Annotated in this window: 16 protein-coding genes; 7 read left to right on the top strand and 9 right to left on the bottom strand. The window is 64.9% G+C overall.

The window, feature by feature from the left end:
* Positions 1–63: 63 nt before the first annotated feature.
* A complete protein-coding gene (locus tag BG457_RS05935; RefSeq protein ID WP_071796118.1) occupies positions 64–1,236 on the bottom strand; it encodes an FAD-dependent oxidoreductase in 1,173 nt (390 codons plus the stop codon).
* Between the two features lie 299 nt (positions 1,237–1,535).
* Here BG457_RS05935 and BG457_RS05930 point away from each other — a divergent pair, with 299 nt between their 5' ends.
* A complete protein-coding gene (locus BG457_RS05930; RefSeq protein ID WP_071796117.1) occupies positions 1,536–2,054 on the top strand; it encodes a hypothetical protein in 519 nt (172 codons plus the stop codon).
* Between the two features lie 8 nt (positions 2,055–2,062).
* Here BG457_RS05930 and BG457_RS05925 read toward each other — a convergent pair whose 3' ends face one another.
* Both BG457_RS05925 and BG457_RS05920 read right to left on the bottom strand, forming a co-directional pair.
* Positions 2,063–2,488 (bottom strand): universal stress protein, encoded by a 426-nt coding sequence (locus BG457_RS05925; RefSeq protein ID WP_071796116.1) that lies wholly within the window; start codon positions 2,486–2,488, stop codon positions 2,063–2,065.
* A 402-nt stretch (positions 2,489–2,890) separates the two neighbouring features.
* Entirely contained in the window at positions 2,891–3,736 is an 846-nt protein-coding gene (locus BG457_RS05920; RefSeq protein WP_071796115.1) for an EAL domain-containing protein, read from the bottom strand.
* A 172-nt stretch (positions 3,737–3,908) separates the two neighbouring features.
* Here BG457_RS05920 and argH point away from each other — a divergent pair, with 172 nt between their 5' ends.
* The 5 genes from argH (at position 3,909) to BG457_RS05900 (ending at position 9,576) form a co-directional block, all read left to right on the top strand.
* The gene (gene argH, locus BG457_RS05915; RefSeq protein ID WP_071796123.1) at positions 3,909–5,300 is read left to right on the top strand and encodes an argininosuccinate lyase; all 1,392 of its coding nucleotides are present in this window, start codon (positions 3,909–3,911) and stop codon (positions 5,298–5,300) included.
* Complete coding sequence (locus BG457_RS20635; RefSeq protein WP_281249220.1) at positions 5,297–5,431, top strand: hypothetical protein; 135 nt, start codon at positions 5,297–5,299, stop codon at positions 5,429–5,431. Before argH ends, BG457_RS20635 begins: the two co-directional genes overlap by 4 nt.
* Positions 5,428–5,748: a DUF2834 domain-containing protein gene (locus tag BG457_RS05910; RefSeq protein WP_281249219.1), complete on the top strand. Its 321-nt coding sequence runs from the start codon at positions 5,428–5,430 to the stop codon at positions 5,746–5,748. Before BG457_RS20635 ends, BG457_RS05910 begins: the two co-directional genes overlap by 4 nt.
* 79 nt (positions 5,749–5,827) lie before the next feature.
* A complete protein-coding gene (gene lysA, locus BG457_RS05905) occupies positions 5,828–7,093 on the top strand; it encodes a diaminopimelate decarboxylase (protein ID WP_071796114.1) in 1,266 nt (421 codons plus the stop codon).
* Positions 7,094–7,122: 29 nt separating this feature from the next.
* Positions 7,123–9,576 (top strand): DUF4175 domain-containing protein, encoded by a 2,454-nt coding sequence (locus BG457_RS05900; RefSeq protein WP_071796113.1) that lies wholly within the window; start codon positions 7,123–7,125, stop codon positions 9,574–9,576.
* 249 nt (positions 9,577–9,825) lie between these two features.
* Here BG457_RS05900 and rpsD read toward each other — a convergent pair whose 3' ends face one another.
* The 4 genes from rpsD to BG457_RS05880 all read right to left on the bottom strand — a co-directional run bounded on the left by rpsD (position 9,826) and on the right by BG457_RS05880 (position 15,290).
* On the bottom strand, positions 9,826–10,446 hold the full coding sequence (gene rpsD / locus BG457_RS05895) for a 30S ribosomal protein S4 (RefSeq protein ID WP_071796112.1): 621 nt from the start codon (positions 10,444–10,446) through the stop codon (positions 9,826–9,828).
* A gap of 180 nt (positions 10,447–10,626) precedes the next feature.
* Positions 10,627–11,661, bottom strand: a complete 1,035-nt coding sequence (locus BG457_RS05890) for a Hint domain-containing protein (RefSeq protein ID WP_071796111.1) — start codon at positions 11,659–11,661, stop codon at positions 10,627–10,629.
* Positions 11,662–11,764: 103 nt separating this feature from the next.
* Positions 11,765–12,412, bottom strand: a complete 648-nt coding sequence (locus BG457_RS05885) for a response regulator transcription factor (protein ID WP_071796121.1) — start codon at positions 12,410–12,412, stop codon at positions 11,765–11,767.
* Positions 12,393–15,290: a PAS domain-containing protein gene (locus BG457_RS05880; protein ID WP_071796110.1), complete on the bottom strand. Its 2,898-nt coding sequence runs from the start codon at positions 15,288–15,290 to the stop codon at positions 12,393–12,395. Before BG457_RS05880 ends, BG457_RS05885 begins: the two co-directional genes overlap by 20 nt.
* Positions 15,291–15,481: 191 nt before the next feature.
* Between BG457_RS05880 and map the strand changes: the two genes are divergently transcribed.
* Positions 15,482–16,294 (top strand): type I methionyl aminopeptidase, encoded by an 813-nt coding sequence (gene map / locus BG457_RS05875; protein WP_071796109.1) that lies wholly within the window; start codon positions 15,482–15,484, stop codon positions 16,292–16,294.
* Here the strand turns inward: map and BG457_RS05870 are convergent.
* Positions 16,251–17,174, bottom strand: coding sequence for a YihY/virulence factor BrkB family protein (locus tag BG457_RS05870; RefSeq protein ID WP_175546732.1), 924 nt, complete (start codon positions 17,172–17,174; stop codon positions 16,251–16,253). The two genes, map and BG457_RS05870, sit on opposite strands and share 44 nt — an antisense overlap.
* Positions 17,171–17,482, bottom strand: coding sequence for an H-NS histone family protein (locus tag BG457_RS05865; protein WP_071796108.1), 312 nt, complete (start codon positions 17,480–17,482; stop codon positions 17,171–17,173). The genes BG457_RS05870 and BG457_RS05865 overlap by 4 nt, the downstream gene beginning before the upstream one ends.
* Between the last annotated feature and the right edge of the window lie 50 nt (positions 17,483–17,532).

Here is a 17,532-nt window from a genome sequence, read left to right as displayed (position 1 = left end):
GAGAAAATCATAAGACAAGGCGCGCGCGAAAAACTCTGTCAACTTTCTCTGAAATTGCTCCAGCTAGGCGGAAGGGGGCAGCAGGTCGCCGCAGACCAGACGGCTCAGGATCGCGGGCATCGGCGGCACGAGTGACATCGGGAAGAAGAGCCGGTCGCGCAGGAGCGGCAGCACCCGGCTGTCGGATTGATATTGCGGGGTGAAGGCCCAGCTCATCGCCTGATAAACGCGCACATGCCAGCGTCGGGCGCTTGCATAGATCTGCATGGCGCGACCGTCATCGCCGCGCGCTTCCTGCAATGCCACCACCAATGCCCAGGCATCCAGCAGCGCCATATTGGCCCCCTGTCCCAGTTGCGGGCTGGCGCGATGGGCGCTGTCGCCGATATGAACCACGCCATCCCCCCAGGGCCTGCGCAGGGTGCCGTGGCTGTAGCGCGCCATGGTCATCTGTTCCGGCGCGGTGATCTGTTGCGCGAAGGCGGCGTAATCGGGCCAGAGTGTCGTGGCCTGACTGTGCCATTGCGCAAGGCCGCCTTCGCACCAGTCCTGATAGGAGGACGCAGGCAGTGACCAGAAGATCGCGGCCTTTTGCGCGGGGCTGCCGGGCAGGGTGCCGACCGGCAGGACACCCAGCATATGCGAGGCCCGACGATAGATCTGGCGCAGCTCGTCGCGGGGCAGATCGGTCTGCGGCCAGTCCACCGTGGCCCAGAGCGCGCCATAGCCCAGGGACCGGGCGCGCATCTGCGACAGCGGCGAGGCCGCGCCGCTGGCGTCGATGATCATGCGGAACGGCCCGGCATCGGGCCGCCCCGCGAAGGACAACCTGCGGTTCTGCTGCCCTGTCACCCTATGCCCGGTGACAAGTTCCGCCCCGGCCCGGATCGCGGCATCGAGCAGGATCTGAAACAGGGCCGCGCGATGAATGCCCAGCCCGAAGCGCGCGCCGCCGGGGCGGTCATAATGCACATCGAGAACCCGGTGCCCGCCCCGCGCTTCATGGCCCAGCATCCGGTGTATGCGGGTGCCCATGCCCAGCGCCGCCGCGCCCGCGCCGAGCTGGTGCAGAACATTCAGGCCGACCGGCTGGATGACCAGACCCGAGCCCACAGGGCGGGGCTGATCGAACTGGTCATAGATCACCACCCGTTCCCCGGCCTGCGCCAGGGCGGTGGCGGCGGCCAGCCCGCCGATGCCTGCGCCTGCGATGGCGATGTGGTTTTTCTGCGTCATGAATGTGGGACTGTCCGATGGGGGGAATGCTGGCAGCACCATATCGGCGGGGGCACCGGGGAACAACCGGATCCGGGGTGTTTGGTGCGGATGGGGGAGGCAGTCGATGGTGGCAGCAAAGCCGCGCAGCGCCTGCGGGCCGCGTCAAGGCCGCCGGTCACTCTTGACAGTCATTGTGGAGTCTCCGAAAACTCTGCCTTGCAGGGGCCGCCGCAATGTGAATGCTTGTGGATTTGCGTAAGGCGTTCTTTTTGCAGACGAACACCGCGCTTCATTGATAAACATAATATGAGAAACGCATGCATATTCTGATCGCTATTATGGCCGCAATTGGTGGTGTGATCTGGTGGTGGGTGCGCGCCAATCCGCGCGACGCGCTGTCTGTGGCGGATGATGCCATTACGGTTGTGCGCAATGCGCCGCGCAAGATCGCCTTTCGGCGCCAGACCAAGGAACACCCGGTCGAGGGGATAGATGACACAAGACTGGCTATCGCCAGTATCGCGCTGGCATTCGTGCACCTTGATGACCTGCCAACCCGCGATGACCTGCAACGCCTGACCCTTGTGCTGCGCAAGACATTCAAGCTGTCAGCCGAGGAAACCGAAGAGATGGAAGTGCTGGGCAAGTGGATACAAACGCAATGCGGGGGCGCATCGGAAACCATTTCGCGCGTTGGTCGGCGGCTCTACAAGATTGACGGCTCGACCTCGTGGGGGGCGTTGAGCGATGTCCTGCAACAGCTTGTCGGAGATGAGTTGACGCCCCGCCAGCACGATGTCCTGACCGATTTGCGGCTTGCTCTGAAGATCCGCTGATCGCTGCCTCAGCCGCGCACCACATAGACCGATTGTTTGGCGTGGCGCACGATGCGCGCGGCATTGGGGCCAAGCAGGTAATCGGCGGCCTCGGGGCGGTGGGCGGCGAGGATGATCAGATCGACCTCCAGCTTGTCAGCGGCGCGCAGAATCTCGTCATAGATATTGCCATGCAGCACATGGGGATGCACCTCGATCGCGCCGGGGACGTTCTGGCGGACCCAGGCCCGCAGCGCTTCGCTGAAATGGTGGAGCGCGGTCTGCTCGAACCCGGCTTTGAAGAAGGTGCCGACCATCGAGAGGCCGAAATCGGGCAGCACGCTCACGACATGCAATTCGCCGCCCTGTGCCAGCATGGTCTGCGCCTCGGCCATGGGCTTGATCCAGGAGGCAGGCGCGTTCAGGTCGATGGGCAGCAGAATTTTCTTGGGCATCCTTGGGTCTCCCTCGTCATGGCGGTGCGGGCGCAGCCGTTACCCTGCTGATTGGGCCATGGCGGGGGGTTGTAAATCAAGCCCTAATGCGCGGATCGGCGCAGGGGCGGGTTTTGCCGGTGCCGGTTGTGCCTGACGGTCGTGCCCGCCAGCCCCGCCCCCCGGGCGCGATCCGGTCGCACCGGTCCACTATGCGATCCTGTCGGATCCGCCGGTCATGCCAGCAGGGTCCATTGCCCGGATGGGTCCGCCGACCATATCCGCCAGCCGTGCCAGCTGGTCGCGCAACCCGGTCGCACCGGGCAGCTGTGCCGGTCCGTCGCGCCAGACAGCCTCGCCCGCCCCCGGTTCCTCCCGGCACGTGCAACCCGGTGCTGCCCGTTGCGCGTGCCCGTCTGCCCGCTACCCGGTGGCGCGGGTTTTCAGCCGCGTGATCTTCCACGGTTCCTGCGTCGAGGGCGCCCCGAAATAATAGCCCTGCAGGCAATCGACGCCCATTTCCGTCAGGATGCGCGCATCCTCGGCGGTCTCGACGGATTCGGCCACGGTGAACATGTCGAAATGCCGCGCGATCGACACCAGCGCCTGCACCAGCACCTGATTGTCGGGCGCGGCGGCGATATCGCGGATGAACATGCCGTCGATCTTGACGATATCGAAGTAGAATTCCTTGAGATAGCGGAAGGCCGTATAGCCCGCGCCGAAATCATCGAGCGCGAAACAGATGCCGCGTTCCTGCATTTCCTCCATGAAGACCGTCACCAGATCGGGCATGAGCATGGCCGAGGATTCGGTGATCTCTAAGATCAGCCGCTCGCCGATATCGGGGCTGCCGCGCAACCCCCGTTCCAGCGTCGCCAGCCATTCGGGATAGCCGATGGAGCGCGCCGACATGTTGATCGAGAGCCGGATCGAGGGTTCCACTGCGAGGGTCTGCAACCCGATTTCCAGCGCCAGACAGTCGATCCGGCGCCCGAGCTCGCTGGTTTCGACCACATCCATGAAATCCATCGCCGGGATGATCCGGCCGGTATGGTCGATGATTCGGATCAGCCCTTCGTAAAAGGCGGCGCGTTTGGGCATGCGCGCCTGCACCACGGGCTGAAAGGCGAGGATGCTGCGGCGCTGGTCGAGTGCTTCGCGCACCATGGCCAGCGTGTCGCGGCGCTGATCTTCGGCGGCGGCCGAGAGGGGCGAGGTATAGACGACATCATCTGCGGTAAATTGCGAGGACCGGTGTGGCGACATGGGCGTGCTCCGCTATTTTGGTCAGACTGGCGGCTCGGGCTTAACTGCGGGTTAAAACCGCGGGCTTTGGCTAAAATCCAACCCATTTTCCGGCAGCCGCGGCGCTTGATTGCCTTCGCGGGGCCGCGCGCGTATAGGCTTCGCGGTGATGCGCGGCAAAAGGAGCGTGGCGATGGACAAGACAGCAGCAAACCAGATGTGGGGCGGGCGGTTCAGCGCCGGGCCTGATGCGATCATGGAGGCGATCAATGCCTCGATCGGGTTTGACAAGCGTCTGGCGCCGCAGGATATCGCAGGCTCGCGCGCCCATGCCGCGATGTTGGCCGCGACGGGGATCATCACGCCCGAGGATGCCGCCGAGATTGATCGCGGCCTGCAACAGGTGCTGGCCGAGATCGAGGCGGGGGAATTCACCTTCTCGACCGCGCTGGAGGATATTCACATGAATGTCGAGAACCGGCTGCGCGAGATCATCGGTGCGCCTGCGGGACGGCTGCATACGGCGCGCTCGCGCAATGATCAGGTGGCGCTGGATTTCCGGCTCTGGGTGCGCGAGCAATGCGACGCGGCCATTGCCGGGCTGGAGGCGCTGATGCGGGCCTATCTCGCGCAGGCCGAGGCGGGGGCGGATTGGGTGATGCCGGGATTCACGCATCTGCAGACCGCGCAGCCGGTGACATGGGGCCATCATATGCTGGCCTATGTCGAGATGTTCGCACGCGACCGCGCGCGCTTCATGGATGCGCGCGCCCGGATGAATGAATGTCCCTTGGGGGCGGCGGCGCTGGCGGGCACGTCCTTTCCCATCGACCGGCATATGGTGGCGCAGGCGCTGGGCTTTGAGCGGCCCACGGCGAATTCGCTCGACACGACAGCGGACCGCGATTTCGCGCTGGAGTTTCTGTCGGCGGCCTCGATCTGCGCCATGCATCTGTCGCGCTTTGCCGAAGAGCTGGTGATCTGGTCTTCGGCGCAGTTCCGCTTCGTGCGCATGTCGGACCGGTTCTCGACCGGCTCATCCATCATGCCGCAAAAGCGCAACCCGGATGCGGCGGAACTCTTGCGCGCCAAGCTGGGGCGGATTCTGGGGGCGACAGTCGCGTTGTTCACGGTGATGAAGGGGCTGGCGCTGACCTATTCCAAGGATATGCAGGAAGACAAGGAACAGGTGTTTGACGCGGCCGACAATCTGCTTCTGGGGCTGGCCGCGATGGAAGGCATGGTCAGCGACCTGACCGCCAATCGCGCGGCGCTGGAAGCCGCCGCCGCTTCGGGCTTTTCCACCGCGACGGATCTGGCCGACTGGCTGGTGCGCGAATTGAACCTGCCCTTCCGCGAGGCGCATCATGTCACCGGCGCGCTGGTGAAACTGGCCGAGGACAAGGGCTGCGATCTGCCGGATCTGGCGCTGGAAGAGATGCAGAATGTGCATGGCGAAATCACCGATGCGGTTTATTCTGTGCTGGGGGTGCAGAATTCCGTGGCCAGCCGCACCAGTTACGGCGGCACGGCGCCCGTGAATGTGCGCGCCCAGATTGCGCGCTGGAAAGAGGTGTTGGGATGAAACCTGTTGCTCTGGTCATTGCGCTTGCCCTGCTGGCCGCCTGTGGGGCCGAAGCGCCCCCGACTGCCCCTGAGCCCACCGGCCTGAGCCTCTCGGGCGAGGCGCGGATCGGTGTGAGTGGGCGCCTGTGACGCGCTTGCGCCTGATCTGGCTTGTCCTGGCGATCTGGGGCAGCATTCATCCGATGTACTGGTTCGTCAGCTGGTTTACGCAGAACGGCTGGTCGCTGAGGACCATGGTGGATGCCTGGCACGCCAATGCCGCCACGACCGGGCTGGTCTGGGATCTGACCATCGCCGCCGTGGCGCTGACGCTTTTCGTGCTGGTGGAAACCTGGCAGCGGCGGCGTTTCCTCGGGCTGCTGGCGATTCCCGCAACGTTCTGCATCGGGGTGTCGGCCGGGTTGCCGCTCTACCTGTTCCTGCGTTCTGCCCCTGCCAGACCCTGATTTCATCTTGCCCCAAATACTCCCGCCGGAGGCATACACGCTCTCGCCCCGGCCTGACGCCTGACCGAAAGACTGCCCCATGGACCATTTTCTTTATCGTGACGGTATCCTCCATGCCGAAGATGTGCCCCTGACCGAGATCGCGGCGCATGTGGGAACGCCGTTTTACTGCTATTCCACCGCGACGCTGGAGCGGCATTTCCGGCTGTTTCAGGACGCGCTGGCAGGGATGGATCATCTGGTCTGTTTCGCGATCAAATCGCTCTCCAATCAGGCGGTGCTGCGCCTTTTGGGCAATCTGGGCGCGGGGATGGATGTGGTCTCTGGCGGCGAATATCGCCGGGCGCTGGCCGCAGGTGTGCCGGGCGACAGGGTTGTGTTTTCGGGCGTGGGCAAGACGCGCGAGGAAATGGGCTATGCGCTGACCCATGGAATCCGGCAGTTCAATGTCGAATCGGCTGAGGAATTGCGGGTTCTGTCCGAGGTTGCCGCGGGGCTGGGCAAGACCGCGCCGGTCACGCTGCGCGTGAACCCGGATGTGGACGCGAAAACCCATGAGAAGATCGCCACCGGTCGCAAGGAGGACAAGTTCGGCGTGCCGATTGCCTCGGCCCGCGCGATCTATGCCGAAGCCGCGCGCTTGCCGGGGATCGAGGTGGTGGGGATTGATGTGCATATCGGCAGCCAGCTGACCGATCTGGCCCCGTTCGAGGCGGCCTTTACCAAGGTCGCGGAACTGACGCGGGACTTGCGCGGTGACGGGCATGTGATCCGCAGGGTCGATCTGGGGGGCGGGCTTGGCATTCCCTATACCCGCTCGAATGAGACGCCGCCCCTGCCGCTGGATTATGGCGCGATGATCCGCCGGGTGTTTGGCGATCTGGATGTGGAAATCGAGATCGAACCGGGGCGGCTGATCGCGGGCAATGCGGGTATTCTTGTGGCCTCGGTGATTTATCTCAAGCAGGGCGAGGGGCGCGATTTCCTGATCCTGGATGCGGCGATGAATGATCTGATCCGCCCGGCCATGTATGGCGCGCATCATGATATCATCCCGGTGATCGAGGCCGCTGCCGCAACCGATCAGCGCCCGGTCGATATTGTGGGGCCGGTCTGCGAATCGGGCGATACTTTCGCCAAGCAACGCGCCATGCCGCCGCTGGGGGCGGGGGATCTGGTGGCCTTCCGCTCGGCGGGGGCCTATGGCGCGGTGATGTCCTCGGAATACAACACCCGCCCGCTGATCCCGGAAGTTCTGGTCCATGGGGATCAATATGCTGTCATCCGGGAGCGTCCGAGCTTTGACGAGATCATCAATCGCGATAGGTTGCCTGAGTGGCTCTAGCGCCATGATCTGATCTGCAACGAGGCCGCATGTTCAAAAGCCGCCGCCAAGACCCCAATCCGGCCCTGACCCGCGCTTTGCGGGGCACGCTGGCGGGGCTTTGGGCCGAGCGGCTGGCGCGCTGCTTCTGGCCCTTTACCACACTGGCGCTGCTGCTGGTTGCCGCATTGGGCTTCGGCCTGCAGGATGTGGTGCCGCCGCTCTGGGCGATGTGGGGCGCGCTGGGGGCGGTGCTGGCGCTGCTGGTGGCTTTCGGCTGGGGCGCGTGGCGGCTGACGATCCCCACGCGGGCCGATGCCGCCGCGCGGCTGGATGCGTCGATGCCGGGGCGGCCCTTGTCGACATTGGCGGATGAACAGGCGATTGGCGCGGGCGATGCGGCCTCGCGCCGGGTCTGGCTGGCGCATCTGGCGCGGATGCAGGCGCGGCTGACGGCGGCGCGCGCCGTGCCCGGCGATCTGCGGCTTGCCTCGCGCGACAGGTTCGGGCTGCGCTATGTCGCGCTGACGGCGTTTGTGGTGGCGCTGGCTTTCGGCGCACCCTCGCGGGTGACGGAAATCACCGAGATCGCGCAGATCCCCGGCCGGGCAGAAGCCGTGGCGCTGGGGCCGAGCTGGGAAGCCTGGGTGCAGCCGCCTGCCTATACCGGGCGCCCGAGCCTGTATCTGAACGAAGTGGAGCGGCCCACGCTGCAATTGCCGCAGGGCAGTCGCGTCACGGTGCGCTTCTACGGTCAGCAGGGCGTGATGTCGGTCAGCGAAAGCCTGTCGGATCGCGGCGAGGTGGACCCAACCGAGATGGCGCAGGATTTCGAGATCGAGCGTTCGGGGCGGTTGTCGATCCGGGGCCCGGCGGGGCGCGACTGGGAAGTGACGGCGCTGGTCGATCAGCCGCCGCAGGTGCAGCTTGTGGGGCTGGCCGCGCGCGAACGCGGCGGCGTGATGCGGCAGGATTTCACGGCTTCGGATGATTACGGTGTGACCGGGGGCGAGGTGCATGTGGCGCTGGATCTGGATGCGGTCGAGCGCCGTTTCGGACTGGCCCCCGATCCCGAACCGCGCGCGGCACTGGTGCTGCCCTTGCCGATGCCTGCCTCAGGCTCGCGCGCGGTGATTGAGGACGCGTTTCTGGAGGATTTCTCGCAGCACGCCTGGGCCAATCTGCCGGTGACGATTGCGTTCACGGTCGAGGATGCGCGCGGGCAGATTGGCGAAACGCCTGCCACGCAGATGATCCTGCCGGGGCGGCGGTTTTTCGACCCGATGGCCGCGGCGGTGATCGAATTGCGCCGTGACCTATTGTGGACGCGGGCGAATGCGGCGCGGGTGGATGAGATCTTGCGCGCGATTGCGCATCGCCCGCAGGAGGCGTTCCGCTCGCCCGAGGCGCGGATCCGCTATATGGAAACCCATCAGGTGCTGCTGGCGGCGCTGGATCAGGGGGGCCTGGACGGTGAGACCCGCGATGATCTGGCGCAGCTTATGTGGGATCTGGCGGTGCTCTTGGAAGAGGGCGATCTGGCCGATGCGCGCGAGCGCTTGCGCCGCGCGCAGGAACGGCTGGACGAGGCGGTGCGCAACGGGGCCGATCCGGCGGAAGTGGCCGAATTGATGGAAGAATTGCGCGAGGCGATGCGCGATTACATGCGCCAGCTTGCCGAACAACCGCGCGAGCGCGGCGAGGCCCCGCCCGATGGCGAGAGCATGGAGATCACGCAGGACCAGATTCAGGAGTTGCTGGACCGGATTCAGGAGCTGATGGAAGAGGGCCGCATGGAAGAGGCGGCGGAGTTGCTGGCGCAACTGAACGCGCTTCTGGAGAATCTGCAGGTGGCCGAGGGGCAGGGCGGCGAAGGCATGCCCGGTGATCAGGCGATGGAAGGGCTGGGCGAGACCCTGCGCGAGCAGCAGGATCTGTCGGATGACACCTTCAACGACCTGCAGAACGAATTCCGCGATGATGGCCGGCAAGAGGGCGAGGGCGAGCGCGGGGATCTGGCCGAGCGCCAGCGCGGGCTGGCGGATCAGTTGCGCGAGCAGCAGTTGCAGCCCCTGCCCGGTGAAGGCACGCCCGAGGGGGATGCTGCATTGGAGGCGCTGGAGCGCGCGCAGCGGGCGATGGAAGAGGCGGCCGAGGCACTGGAGAATGGCGAGACCGGCGACGCGCTGAGCCGTCAGGCCGATGCGATGGAAGCCATGCGCGAGGGGATGCGGGCGATGAACGAGGCCCGCGCGCAGGACAGCCGCGAACGGCCGCAGGGCGAGCGCGCCGGGCAGGAGACCGGGGACGGTCAGAGCCGTGACCCGCTGGGCCGCGAACGCAATCAGGGCGGCGAGGTCGGCACCGAGGAGAGCCTGTTGCAGGGCGAGGATGTCTATCGCCGCGCGCGCGATCTGCTGGAAGAATTGCGCCGCCGCTCGGCGGAGCTGGAGCGGCCCGAGGCGGAACTGGACTATCTGCGGCGGCTGCTCGACCGGTTCTGAGACAGGCTTGGGATCTGGTCTCGGGGCTGAACTCCCGGCAGCGCAAGGCGTATCGCACCGTAGAAAAGCGCCCGCTCATGGCCCGCCCCCCCACCCATGCCATTCGCGGGCGCTGCCCGGCTGCGCCGGGCGGGCATTATGGTTGCGGAGGGATGATCCCTGACGCGCGGTGCCCCGAGAGACAGGCGCGCAAGCAAAAAGCCCCGCCGGTCTGGCGGGGCTTTCGTATTGTCGGGGATGCGGCGAAGATCAGTTCTTCGCGTAGAATTCGACCACGAGATTCGGTTCCATCTGCACCGGATAGGGCACATCGCCCAGAGCCGGGGTGCGCACGAAGGTCGCGGTCATCTTGTTGTGGTCAACTTCCAGATAGTCGGGCACATCGCGCTCGGTCAGGGCGACGGCTTCCAGCACGATGGCCAGTTGCTTCGACTTGTCGCGGATGGCGATGACATCGCCTTCCTTGACGCGGTAGCTGGGGATGTTGACGCGGGTGCCGTTCACGGTGACATGGCCGTGATTCACAAACTGGCGTGCGGCAAAGACGGTCGGCACGAATTTCGCGCGATAGATGATCGCGTCGAGGCGGCGCTCCAAGAGGCCGATCAGGTTCTCGCCGGTATCGCCCTTGACGCGCTCGGCTTCGGCATAGATGCGGCGGAACTGCTTTTCGGTCAGATCGCCGTAATAGCCCTTCAGCTTCTGCTTGGCGCGCAGCTGGGTGCCGAAATCGGAGAGTTTGCCCTTGCGGCGCTGGCCGTGCTGGCCGGGGCCGTATTCGCGCTTGTTCACGGGGCTTTTCGGGCGGCCCCAGATGTTTTCGCCCATGCGGCGGTCGAGTTTGTACTTGGCAGACGTGCGTTTGGTCACGGCTGATCTCCTTCTTTAAGGCCCTTTGGGGCGCGATGAAGGGCGTTGTCCTCTTCCGGTATGAGCCGGACGACAGGCGGTCTCTTGCGAGGGCCCCCAACACCAATGAAAACCGGGGCGCGCAGACGCACCCCGGATGGGCGGGCTTATACAGGCCCGCGCGGCGGTGTCAATGCGGGATCAGGCGGCCAGAAGGGCGGCCTCGGCCGCGTTCAGACAGCGCCGGGCGGTGGGGCCGTAAGTGTCGGGCGTGGCCAGCCAGTCGAGACGCAGTTGCGCGAGCGCATGGCGGTGCTGGCGCAGGGTCGCGGCGGGGGCAAGGGCAGGGTGGAAGCTCTCGCTCGCCAGTCCGTTGGCGAAGATGACCTGATGGGATTCGAACAGCAGATGCACATAGCTTACGCCATGCAGGGCGAAATCGGGGGCGATATGGTGATAATCGACCAGATCACCCGCGCGGGCGAGCACTTCGTCACAGCCGAACAGCGCGCGGGCGCGGGGGCCGGTGACAAGGATGCGATGGGCGGGCGAGACGCAGAGATCCTCGTCGGGCAGGTTTGTGTCGAGCGCGTCGCGGCGCAGGCGGATCGGGCGCAGATGCGCATGCTGGCGCAGGGCGAGGCCCGAGAGCGTGGTCTGCCCGACCCAGAGCACCGGCTGCGCGCCATTGTCGCGCGTCACCACCCGGTCGCCGGGGCGCAGATCGGCGATAGGGGTGCGGCCTGCGGGGGTGGAGATCATCGCATCCGAGGTGAAGCAGATCACATCCTGCACCTTTTGCGCCGCGCTCTGCCGGTTGGTCAGGTTACAGGCGGTGACCCAGCAGGGCTTGCCCGCAGGTGGCAGGCCCGCTTCAAAGGCGATCAGCCAGTCTGCGCCCTGCGCGATGATCCGCGCAGTATAGAGCCGCGCCCCGTCGGTCAGCACGAAGCCCTGCGCCGGGGCGTCGTGGTCTGCGGAGAGGGCAGGGAGGGGGCGGATGTCGCCGCTCAGGCGCTCGGCCATGGCGCGCGCGCCGGTCTGCACCCGCTCCTGCGCGCTGTCGCTGGCCAGCGGCAGCACCGAGGGCGCACCGTCCAGCCGCAGGCTTTCGCCCTGCCATGACCAGATAGCCCCGACCCGCGGCCAGCCGGGATCGCTGCCGCGCAGACCATCGATTTCGGTTTGCTGCCAGCGGAGCGCGAAGACGCCGCGAAACGGGATTGCCTGTGTCATGCCTGCCTCTGCCCTGCTGCTTCTCTGTGCAGCTTTGGCACAAAACTAACAGAACATGCTCTGTGATTCCAGTCTGTTGGGTTATTGGTCTGGCGCGCGCGGTTCAGCACAGCCCCTGCGACCGCGCCACCATCGCCGCCTGGGTGCGGTTGCTGACGCCGAGGCGGCGATAGAGGGTCTTCACATGCAGTTTGATCGTAGGCTCGCTCAGGCCGAGGGCGCGGGCGATTTCCTTGTTGGTATGGCCGTGGCAGAGGGCCTGCAGCACCTCGGTTTCGCGCGGCGTGAGGGACTGGGCAAGCGCACGCATGCCGGGCGGCAGGGCGAGGGCGGTCTCGGTGTCGCGCCTTTCGGCCTGACCCATCATGAAATCCACAGGCACATAGCGTTCCCCCAGCGCCATGAAACGCAGCGCATTCAGCGTGGATGAAGCTGGCATGGATTTGTGCAGGAAGCCGCGAATGCCCATGCGCAGCGCGCGTTCGACCACCTCATGCGGGGCCATGCCCGAGATCAGCACCACAGCGGGGGCGTTTTCCTGCGACAGGATGGATTGCAACCCGTCGAGCGCCTCCATGCCCGGCATGCCGTAATCAAGCAGCACCAGATCGAAGGGGCCGCAGGTAGCGATGGCGCGTTGTGCCTCGGTGATGTCGCCGACGGTCACAGTGGTGATGTCTTCCTGTTGGGCCAGGAAGCTGCCGAGCGTGTCGCGCAGCAATTTGTGATCATCAGCTATCAGAAGTCGCATCAGCATATGCCGCAGAATGGCCAAAAGGGGCGCGCCGCAACAGAATATCAAGGATTACGGCGACCAGAACATTGTCGCAGACCGGCTTTCGCAAGCGGAACGCTATATCAGTCTGCGCAGATTGCGCGTCGTTTTGCAACGCAGCAGCCCCGGTTGCAAGGATGATCGGCAGATTTACGTCGATCCTGTGCACTCTGCGGGCAAGCTCGGGTCCGGTCATGGGCGCCATGTCGTGATCGGTGATAACGATATCCCAATCCCCCGGAGCCGCGCGGATGGCCGCCAGCGCGTCGCGCGGATCGGTGGTGCTGGCGACTTCCGCCCCGGCGCGCACAAGCACGCGGGAAAACCGCTGCAGTACCGCGTCATCGTCATCCACCAGCAGAATCATGCGCCCGGCAAGGGGTTTTTCAGCCCCTTCCGGGGCGGGCAGGCTGATAGGCTGGATGGCCTCGGTCGGCCAGTAGACCCGCAGGGTCGTGCCCCGCCCCGGCTGCGAGGAGACCCGGATGGCGCCTGCCATGGCGGTCAGGATATCGGCCACGATACTCAGCCCCAGCCCGACACCCTGCGCGCCCTTGGTGCTGAAATAGGTGGCGAAGATCGCGGCCTTATGCGCGTCAGTCATGCCTTCGCCGGTATCCGAGATCTCGAAGACCGCATAGGAGGTGTGGGCGCGCAACTGGCCGATATCGGTGGCCTCGGGGCCGGGGCCGGTCTCGACCCGCGTCAGGCGCAGCGAGATGCGGCCCGGCGTACCCGCTTGAGCGGGCAAGGCATCGCGTGCGTTCAGGATCAGGTTGAGGAAAACCTGCATCACCCCGGTGCGGTCGCCATGGATCTCGACCGCCTCCTGCGGCAGGTCGAGATCCATGCGCGCGCCTTTGGCGAGGCTGGGGCGGACCAGTTCGGCAGCCTGTTCCAGCAGCGGGCGCAGGTCGAGGCGCCCCGTATCGGTGCTGCGGCGGCCAAGGCGTGAGAGATTGCTGACCAGCGCCTGTGCCTGTGCCGTGGCGGCTTCGATCCGCGACAGGGCTGTGGCTTTCTGTGGCGTGTGCGCCGGGTGCAGCATGCCGGTTGCATGGGTGATCACGGCCAGAACATTGGCCACGTCATGGGCCAGCCCGCTGGCCAGTTGTGCGACAAGCTGGCGGCTCTGGGCGATCTGCAACTGCTCGCGCAGCAGGGCCTGATCGCGTTCGGCGGTCTTGCGTTCGGTGATGTCGCGCGAGAGCAGCAGCGCCCCACCATCGGCCTGTAGCGACAGCGAGATGTCGAAATGGCGTTCGCCCAGGCTGGCATCGGGCAGCGCGACTTCGCCGCGCCAGACGCCGGAGGCGTAAAGCTGCGGCAGCAGCGCGACCAGTTCGCGGTTGAACAGGTCGGGGATGATCTCATGCCAGAACAGCGGTTCGCTCTGGCGGGTCTCGGGCAGTTTCAGATAGCGGCGCAGGACCGGGTTGATATAGCTGATCTGCCCGTCCGGCTGGATGATCGCAATGCCTTCGCTGAGCGCGTCCATCGCCGTGGTATGGTCATGCAGGGCGCGGGTTTCGGCGAGTTTCTGGGCGGTCACATCGCTGGCGACGACCATGAAGGCCTGGGCCCGCCCTTCGGCATCTTGCAGGCGCCGCACATTGAGGTTGATCCAGTAGGGCATCCCGGCCTTGCTGAGGGCCTGCACCTCTTCATTGACCTCCGAACCGTTCTCAAGCTGTCTGCAGAGGCTTTGCACCAGCGCCGGATCGGATTCGGCGAAACGCAGGATCTGGCTGGGGCGCAATCCCTGCGCCTCGGAGAGCGACAATCCGGTGCGCGCGGCGGCGGCGGGATTGATCCAGGTGATGCGGCGCTGGGCATCGGTCAGCATGATCAGATTGGTCGAAAGCTCTGCGACGCGGCTCAGGGTCCGGTTCAGCTGGGTCTGGCGGTAGCTTTCGGTAATGTCGCGGATCACGAACATATGGCCCTTATACGCCCCCGTCCGGGCATGGCGGCGGGCCGTGGCATGCAGCGAAAAGCGCTTGGTCACGCCGTCAATCTCCAGCGGGTAGTCGAAGGTTTCGGACCAGCCCCGCTGATCGACCTGCGCCATCGCCTTGCGGCACAGCGCGGCAACATGGCCGGGCAGGAAGGCTTCGGGCGGTCTGCCGATCACCTCGACCGGGCTGAGGGCGAAGGTCAGCGGCGCGCTCTGGTGAAAGGCCACGATCAGCCCGGTCCGGTCGGTTTCGACCAGCAATTCGGGGGCGGCGTCGATCACTGCCGCCACGCGCTCATTGGCCGCGCGCAGATCGGCCTCCAGCCGCAGCCGCGCCTGTTCGGTGTCGCGCAGTTTCAGCGCCAGCCCCAGAGTTGCGGCCAGTCCTTGCAGCGCATGGGTTTCCTGCAGGGTGAAATTGCGCTTTCTCCGGCACAGATCGAGCCCCAGAAACCCTGCAAGATCCCCGTCAAGGAAGAAGGGCACTGCGATCAGCGACTTGACCCCCTGCTCGGTCATGATCGCGCGCAGTTCGGAATTGCGCGGCAGGGCCGAAGTGTCGGTCAGATGCAGGAAGCCCTGTGTTCTGAAGGCGGACCAGAACAGCTCGCCCGTGCTGTAATTCAGTTTCTGCAGATCGGCCTGAACCGGGACGGTCCCATCAGCGCACCATTCATGCGTGTTGCTGACAAAGACCTGATCGCGCAGCATGAAGACATAGCTCCGCTCGGCCGGGAAAGCCTGGCCGATGATCTGCAGCATGGTCTGGATCGTGTCATCGAGCCGGGTCACGGGGCTGCGTTGCAGGAGCGTCTGGGCCTCGGCGACGGCGGCGTGGAAGGGGGTGCCGGACCTGTGCAGCGGCGTGTCTTCGAGGGGCTGCGGGATCTGGGTCATGGGCGGGTAACTTCATTTCGGGCGCGGTTGTCAGGCGGGTCTGCGGCGGAATCTACACCAGAAGTTCCGGTTTCGGCCTGCGCAATTGCGCCCTATGGCGCAAAATTGAAAGAAAGCCGGGGCGCTGCTCTGGTTTTCCCCGTCCCAACACTCTATTTTGCCCGAAATTGCAATATCCGGGGACAGCCAGCTTGGACGAGACGCATGACGGTCGCACGACAAGAGAAGGGATCCGCATCCATGAGGCTGCGGATTTTTCCGGTATGCACAAGGCCGGGCGCGTTGCGGCTGGCATTCTGGACGAGATCGCCCAGCATGTCTTTGTCGGGCAGAACACGGCCGAGATTGACCGCATCATCACGGATCTGGTTGCGCAGGCCGGGGCGAAATCGGCGACCATCGGTTATCGCGGCTATCAGCATGCGAGCTGCATCTCGGTCAATCATGTCGTCTGCCACGGGATACCGGGTGCCAAGACCCTGAAGAACGGCGATATCCTGAATATCGATGTCACGGTGATCGTGGATGGCTGGTATGGCGACACCTCGCGCATGTATGTCGCGGGCGATATTCCGCGCAAGGCCGAACGGCTGGTGCAGGTGACCTATGACGCGCTGATGCTGGGGATCGAGGCCGTGCGGCCTGGCAATACATTCGGCGATATCGGCCATGCGATCCAGTCCTATGTCGAAAGCCAGCGCATGTCGGTGGTGCGCGATTTCTGCGGGCATGGGCTGGGGCGGGTGTTTCATGCGCCGCCCAATGTGCTGCATTACGGGCGTCCGGGGCATGGGCCACGGCTGGAAGAGGGCATGTTCTTCACCATCGAGCCGATGGTCAATCTGGGCCGGCCGGAGACCAAGATTCTGGCGGATGACTGGACGGCGGTGACGCGCGACAAGTCGCTTTCGGCGCAGTTCGAACATTCCATCGGAGTGACCGCGACGGGGTTCGAGATATTTACCCTGTCTCCTGCCGGGCGGTTTCATCCGACCTGGGGCTGAGATGCGCGCTGTGCGGGGCTGACCGGGCCTCGCGCGCGCGCTTTTGCGCCACGCCTTCCAATGTGGCATTCAGGATGCCGCCAAGGAGCACGGCATAGGCCGAGATATAGAACCACATCAACAGCGCGACCACGGCCCCGATGGAGCCATAGACCTCGTTGTAATTGCCGAAATTGCTGAGATAGAAGCTGAGCCCTGCCGAAACGGTGATCCAGAGCGACACGGCAAGCAGCAGTCCCGGGATCAGTACCGGGCGCGCGCTTTCGCTGCGATCAGGGCCGATCCAGTAAAACACCCAGATCCAGCCCCCGACAAGGCTCAGCGTGACCGCCCAGCGTATGGTCTCGATCAGGTAGCCATTATTGCCGATCACCGGCAAGATGGCCAGCACCACCGGCGCGATCAGCACCGACAGCAGCGCGACGATACCGGCAAAGAGCATCCCCAGCGTGATGAACAGAACCCGGATCGCGTGGCTGAATCCCGTGCGCCGGGGCGTGCCGTGAATGGCGTAGATCCCGAGCAGCATGGCATCGACGCCGCGTCGGGCAAGAAACAGCGCGATGAGGATCGAGATGGCCGAGGTCCAGCCGAGCACGCCTTCATTAGCCCAGACAAGCCGCGTGATCTGGTTGCTGAGCAGCGTATAGGCGGCGGGCGGGATCAGATCCTGCAAGAGCGAAAGCTGATCCTGCAGCACCAGCGGATCGGCAAAGAGGCCGAAAACCGAGATCAGCGCGGCAATTCCGGGGAAAAGCGCGAGTAATGAGAAGAAGGCCACGCCTGCCGAAAGCAGGCTGATATTGCGCGCCGTCATGGCCGCGTTGAAGTCGCGGATAAAACGCCAGAGACGTTGCAGGCGTGGCGAAAGCGCAATCAAATCGCCAGGTCTTCCAGCGCTTTGCCATTGGCCAATGCATCGACCACCCATCTGGGTTTACGTCCGCGTCCGGTCCATGTCTGGCTTTTATCCGCAGGGTTGGCATATTTCGGGGCAACGGGTTTGCGCCCGACTGCCGGGGCTTTTGCCAGAACCTGATCGAAGGTGAAACCATGCTGGCGGGCAATGGCTTCCATTTCCACGCGCGCGGCTTTCAGCGCGCGCTCTTCATAGGATTCGATGGCCTTGGTGACGTCTTTCTGAAGTTTCTTCAATTCGTCGAGCGACATTTCGTTCAGGTCGAGCATGGATTATCCTCCGGTATGACTGTTTGCCCAACAAGCCGAAACCGCATGCA

Source organism: Natronohydrobacter thiooxidans (assembly GCF_001884735.1).
Lineage (GTDB): Bacteria > Pseudomonadota > Alphaproteobacteria > Rhodobacterales > Rhodobacteraceae > Roseinatronobacter > Roseinatronobacter thiooxidans_A.
Note: the sequence above shows the minus strand (reverse complement) of the source record. Positions and strands in the feature narration are given on the sequence as shown.

Coding starts and splice junctions, on each gene's coding strand:
- BG457_RS05935 (WP_071796118.1), bottom strand. CDS start 1,236: ATGACGCAGAAAAACCACATCGCCATCGCAGGCGCAGGCATCGGCGGG.
- BG457_RS05930 (WP_071796117.1), top strand. CDS start 1,536: ATGCATATTCTGATCGCTATTATGGCCGCAATTGGTGGTGTGATCTGG.
- BG457_RS05925 (WP_071796116.1), bottom strand. CDS start 2,488: ATGCCCAAGAAAATTCTGCTGCCCATCGACCTGAACGCGCCTGCCTCC.
- BG457_RS05920 (WP_071796115.1), bottom strand. CDS start 3,736: ATGTCGCCACACCGGTCCTCGCAATTTACCGCAGATGATGTCGTCTAT.
- argH (WP_071796123.1), top strand. CDS start 3,909: ATGGACAAGACAGCAGCAAACCAGATGTGGGGCGGGCGGTTCAGCGCC.
- BG457_RS20635 (WP_281249220.1), top strand. CDS start 5,297: ATGAAACCTGTTGCTCTGGTCATTGCGCTTGCCCTGCTGGCCGCCTGT.
- lysA (WP_071796114.1), top strand. CDS start 5,828: ATGGACCATTTTCTTTATCGTGACGGTATCCTCCATGCCGAAGATGTG.
- BG457_RS05900 (WP_071796113.1), top strand. CDS start 7,123: ATGTTCAAAAGCCGCCGCCAAGACCCCAATCCGGCCCTGACCCGCGCT.
- BG457_RS05890 (WP_071796111.1), bottom strand. CDS start 11,661: ATGACACAGGCAATCCCGTTTCGCGGCGTCTTCGCGCTCCGCTGGCAG.
- BG457_RS05885 (WP_071796121.1), bottom strand. CDS start 12,412: ATGCGACTTCTGATAGCTGATGATCACAAATTGCTGCGCGACACGCTC.
- BG457_RS05880 (WP_071796110.1), bottom strand. CDS start 15,290: ATGACCCAGATCCCGCAGCCCCTCGAAGACACGCCGCTGCACAGGTCC.
- BG457_RS05865 (WP_071796108.1), bottom strand. CDS start 17,482: ATGCTCGACCTGAACGAAATGTCGCTCGACGAATTGAAGAAACTTCAG.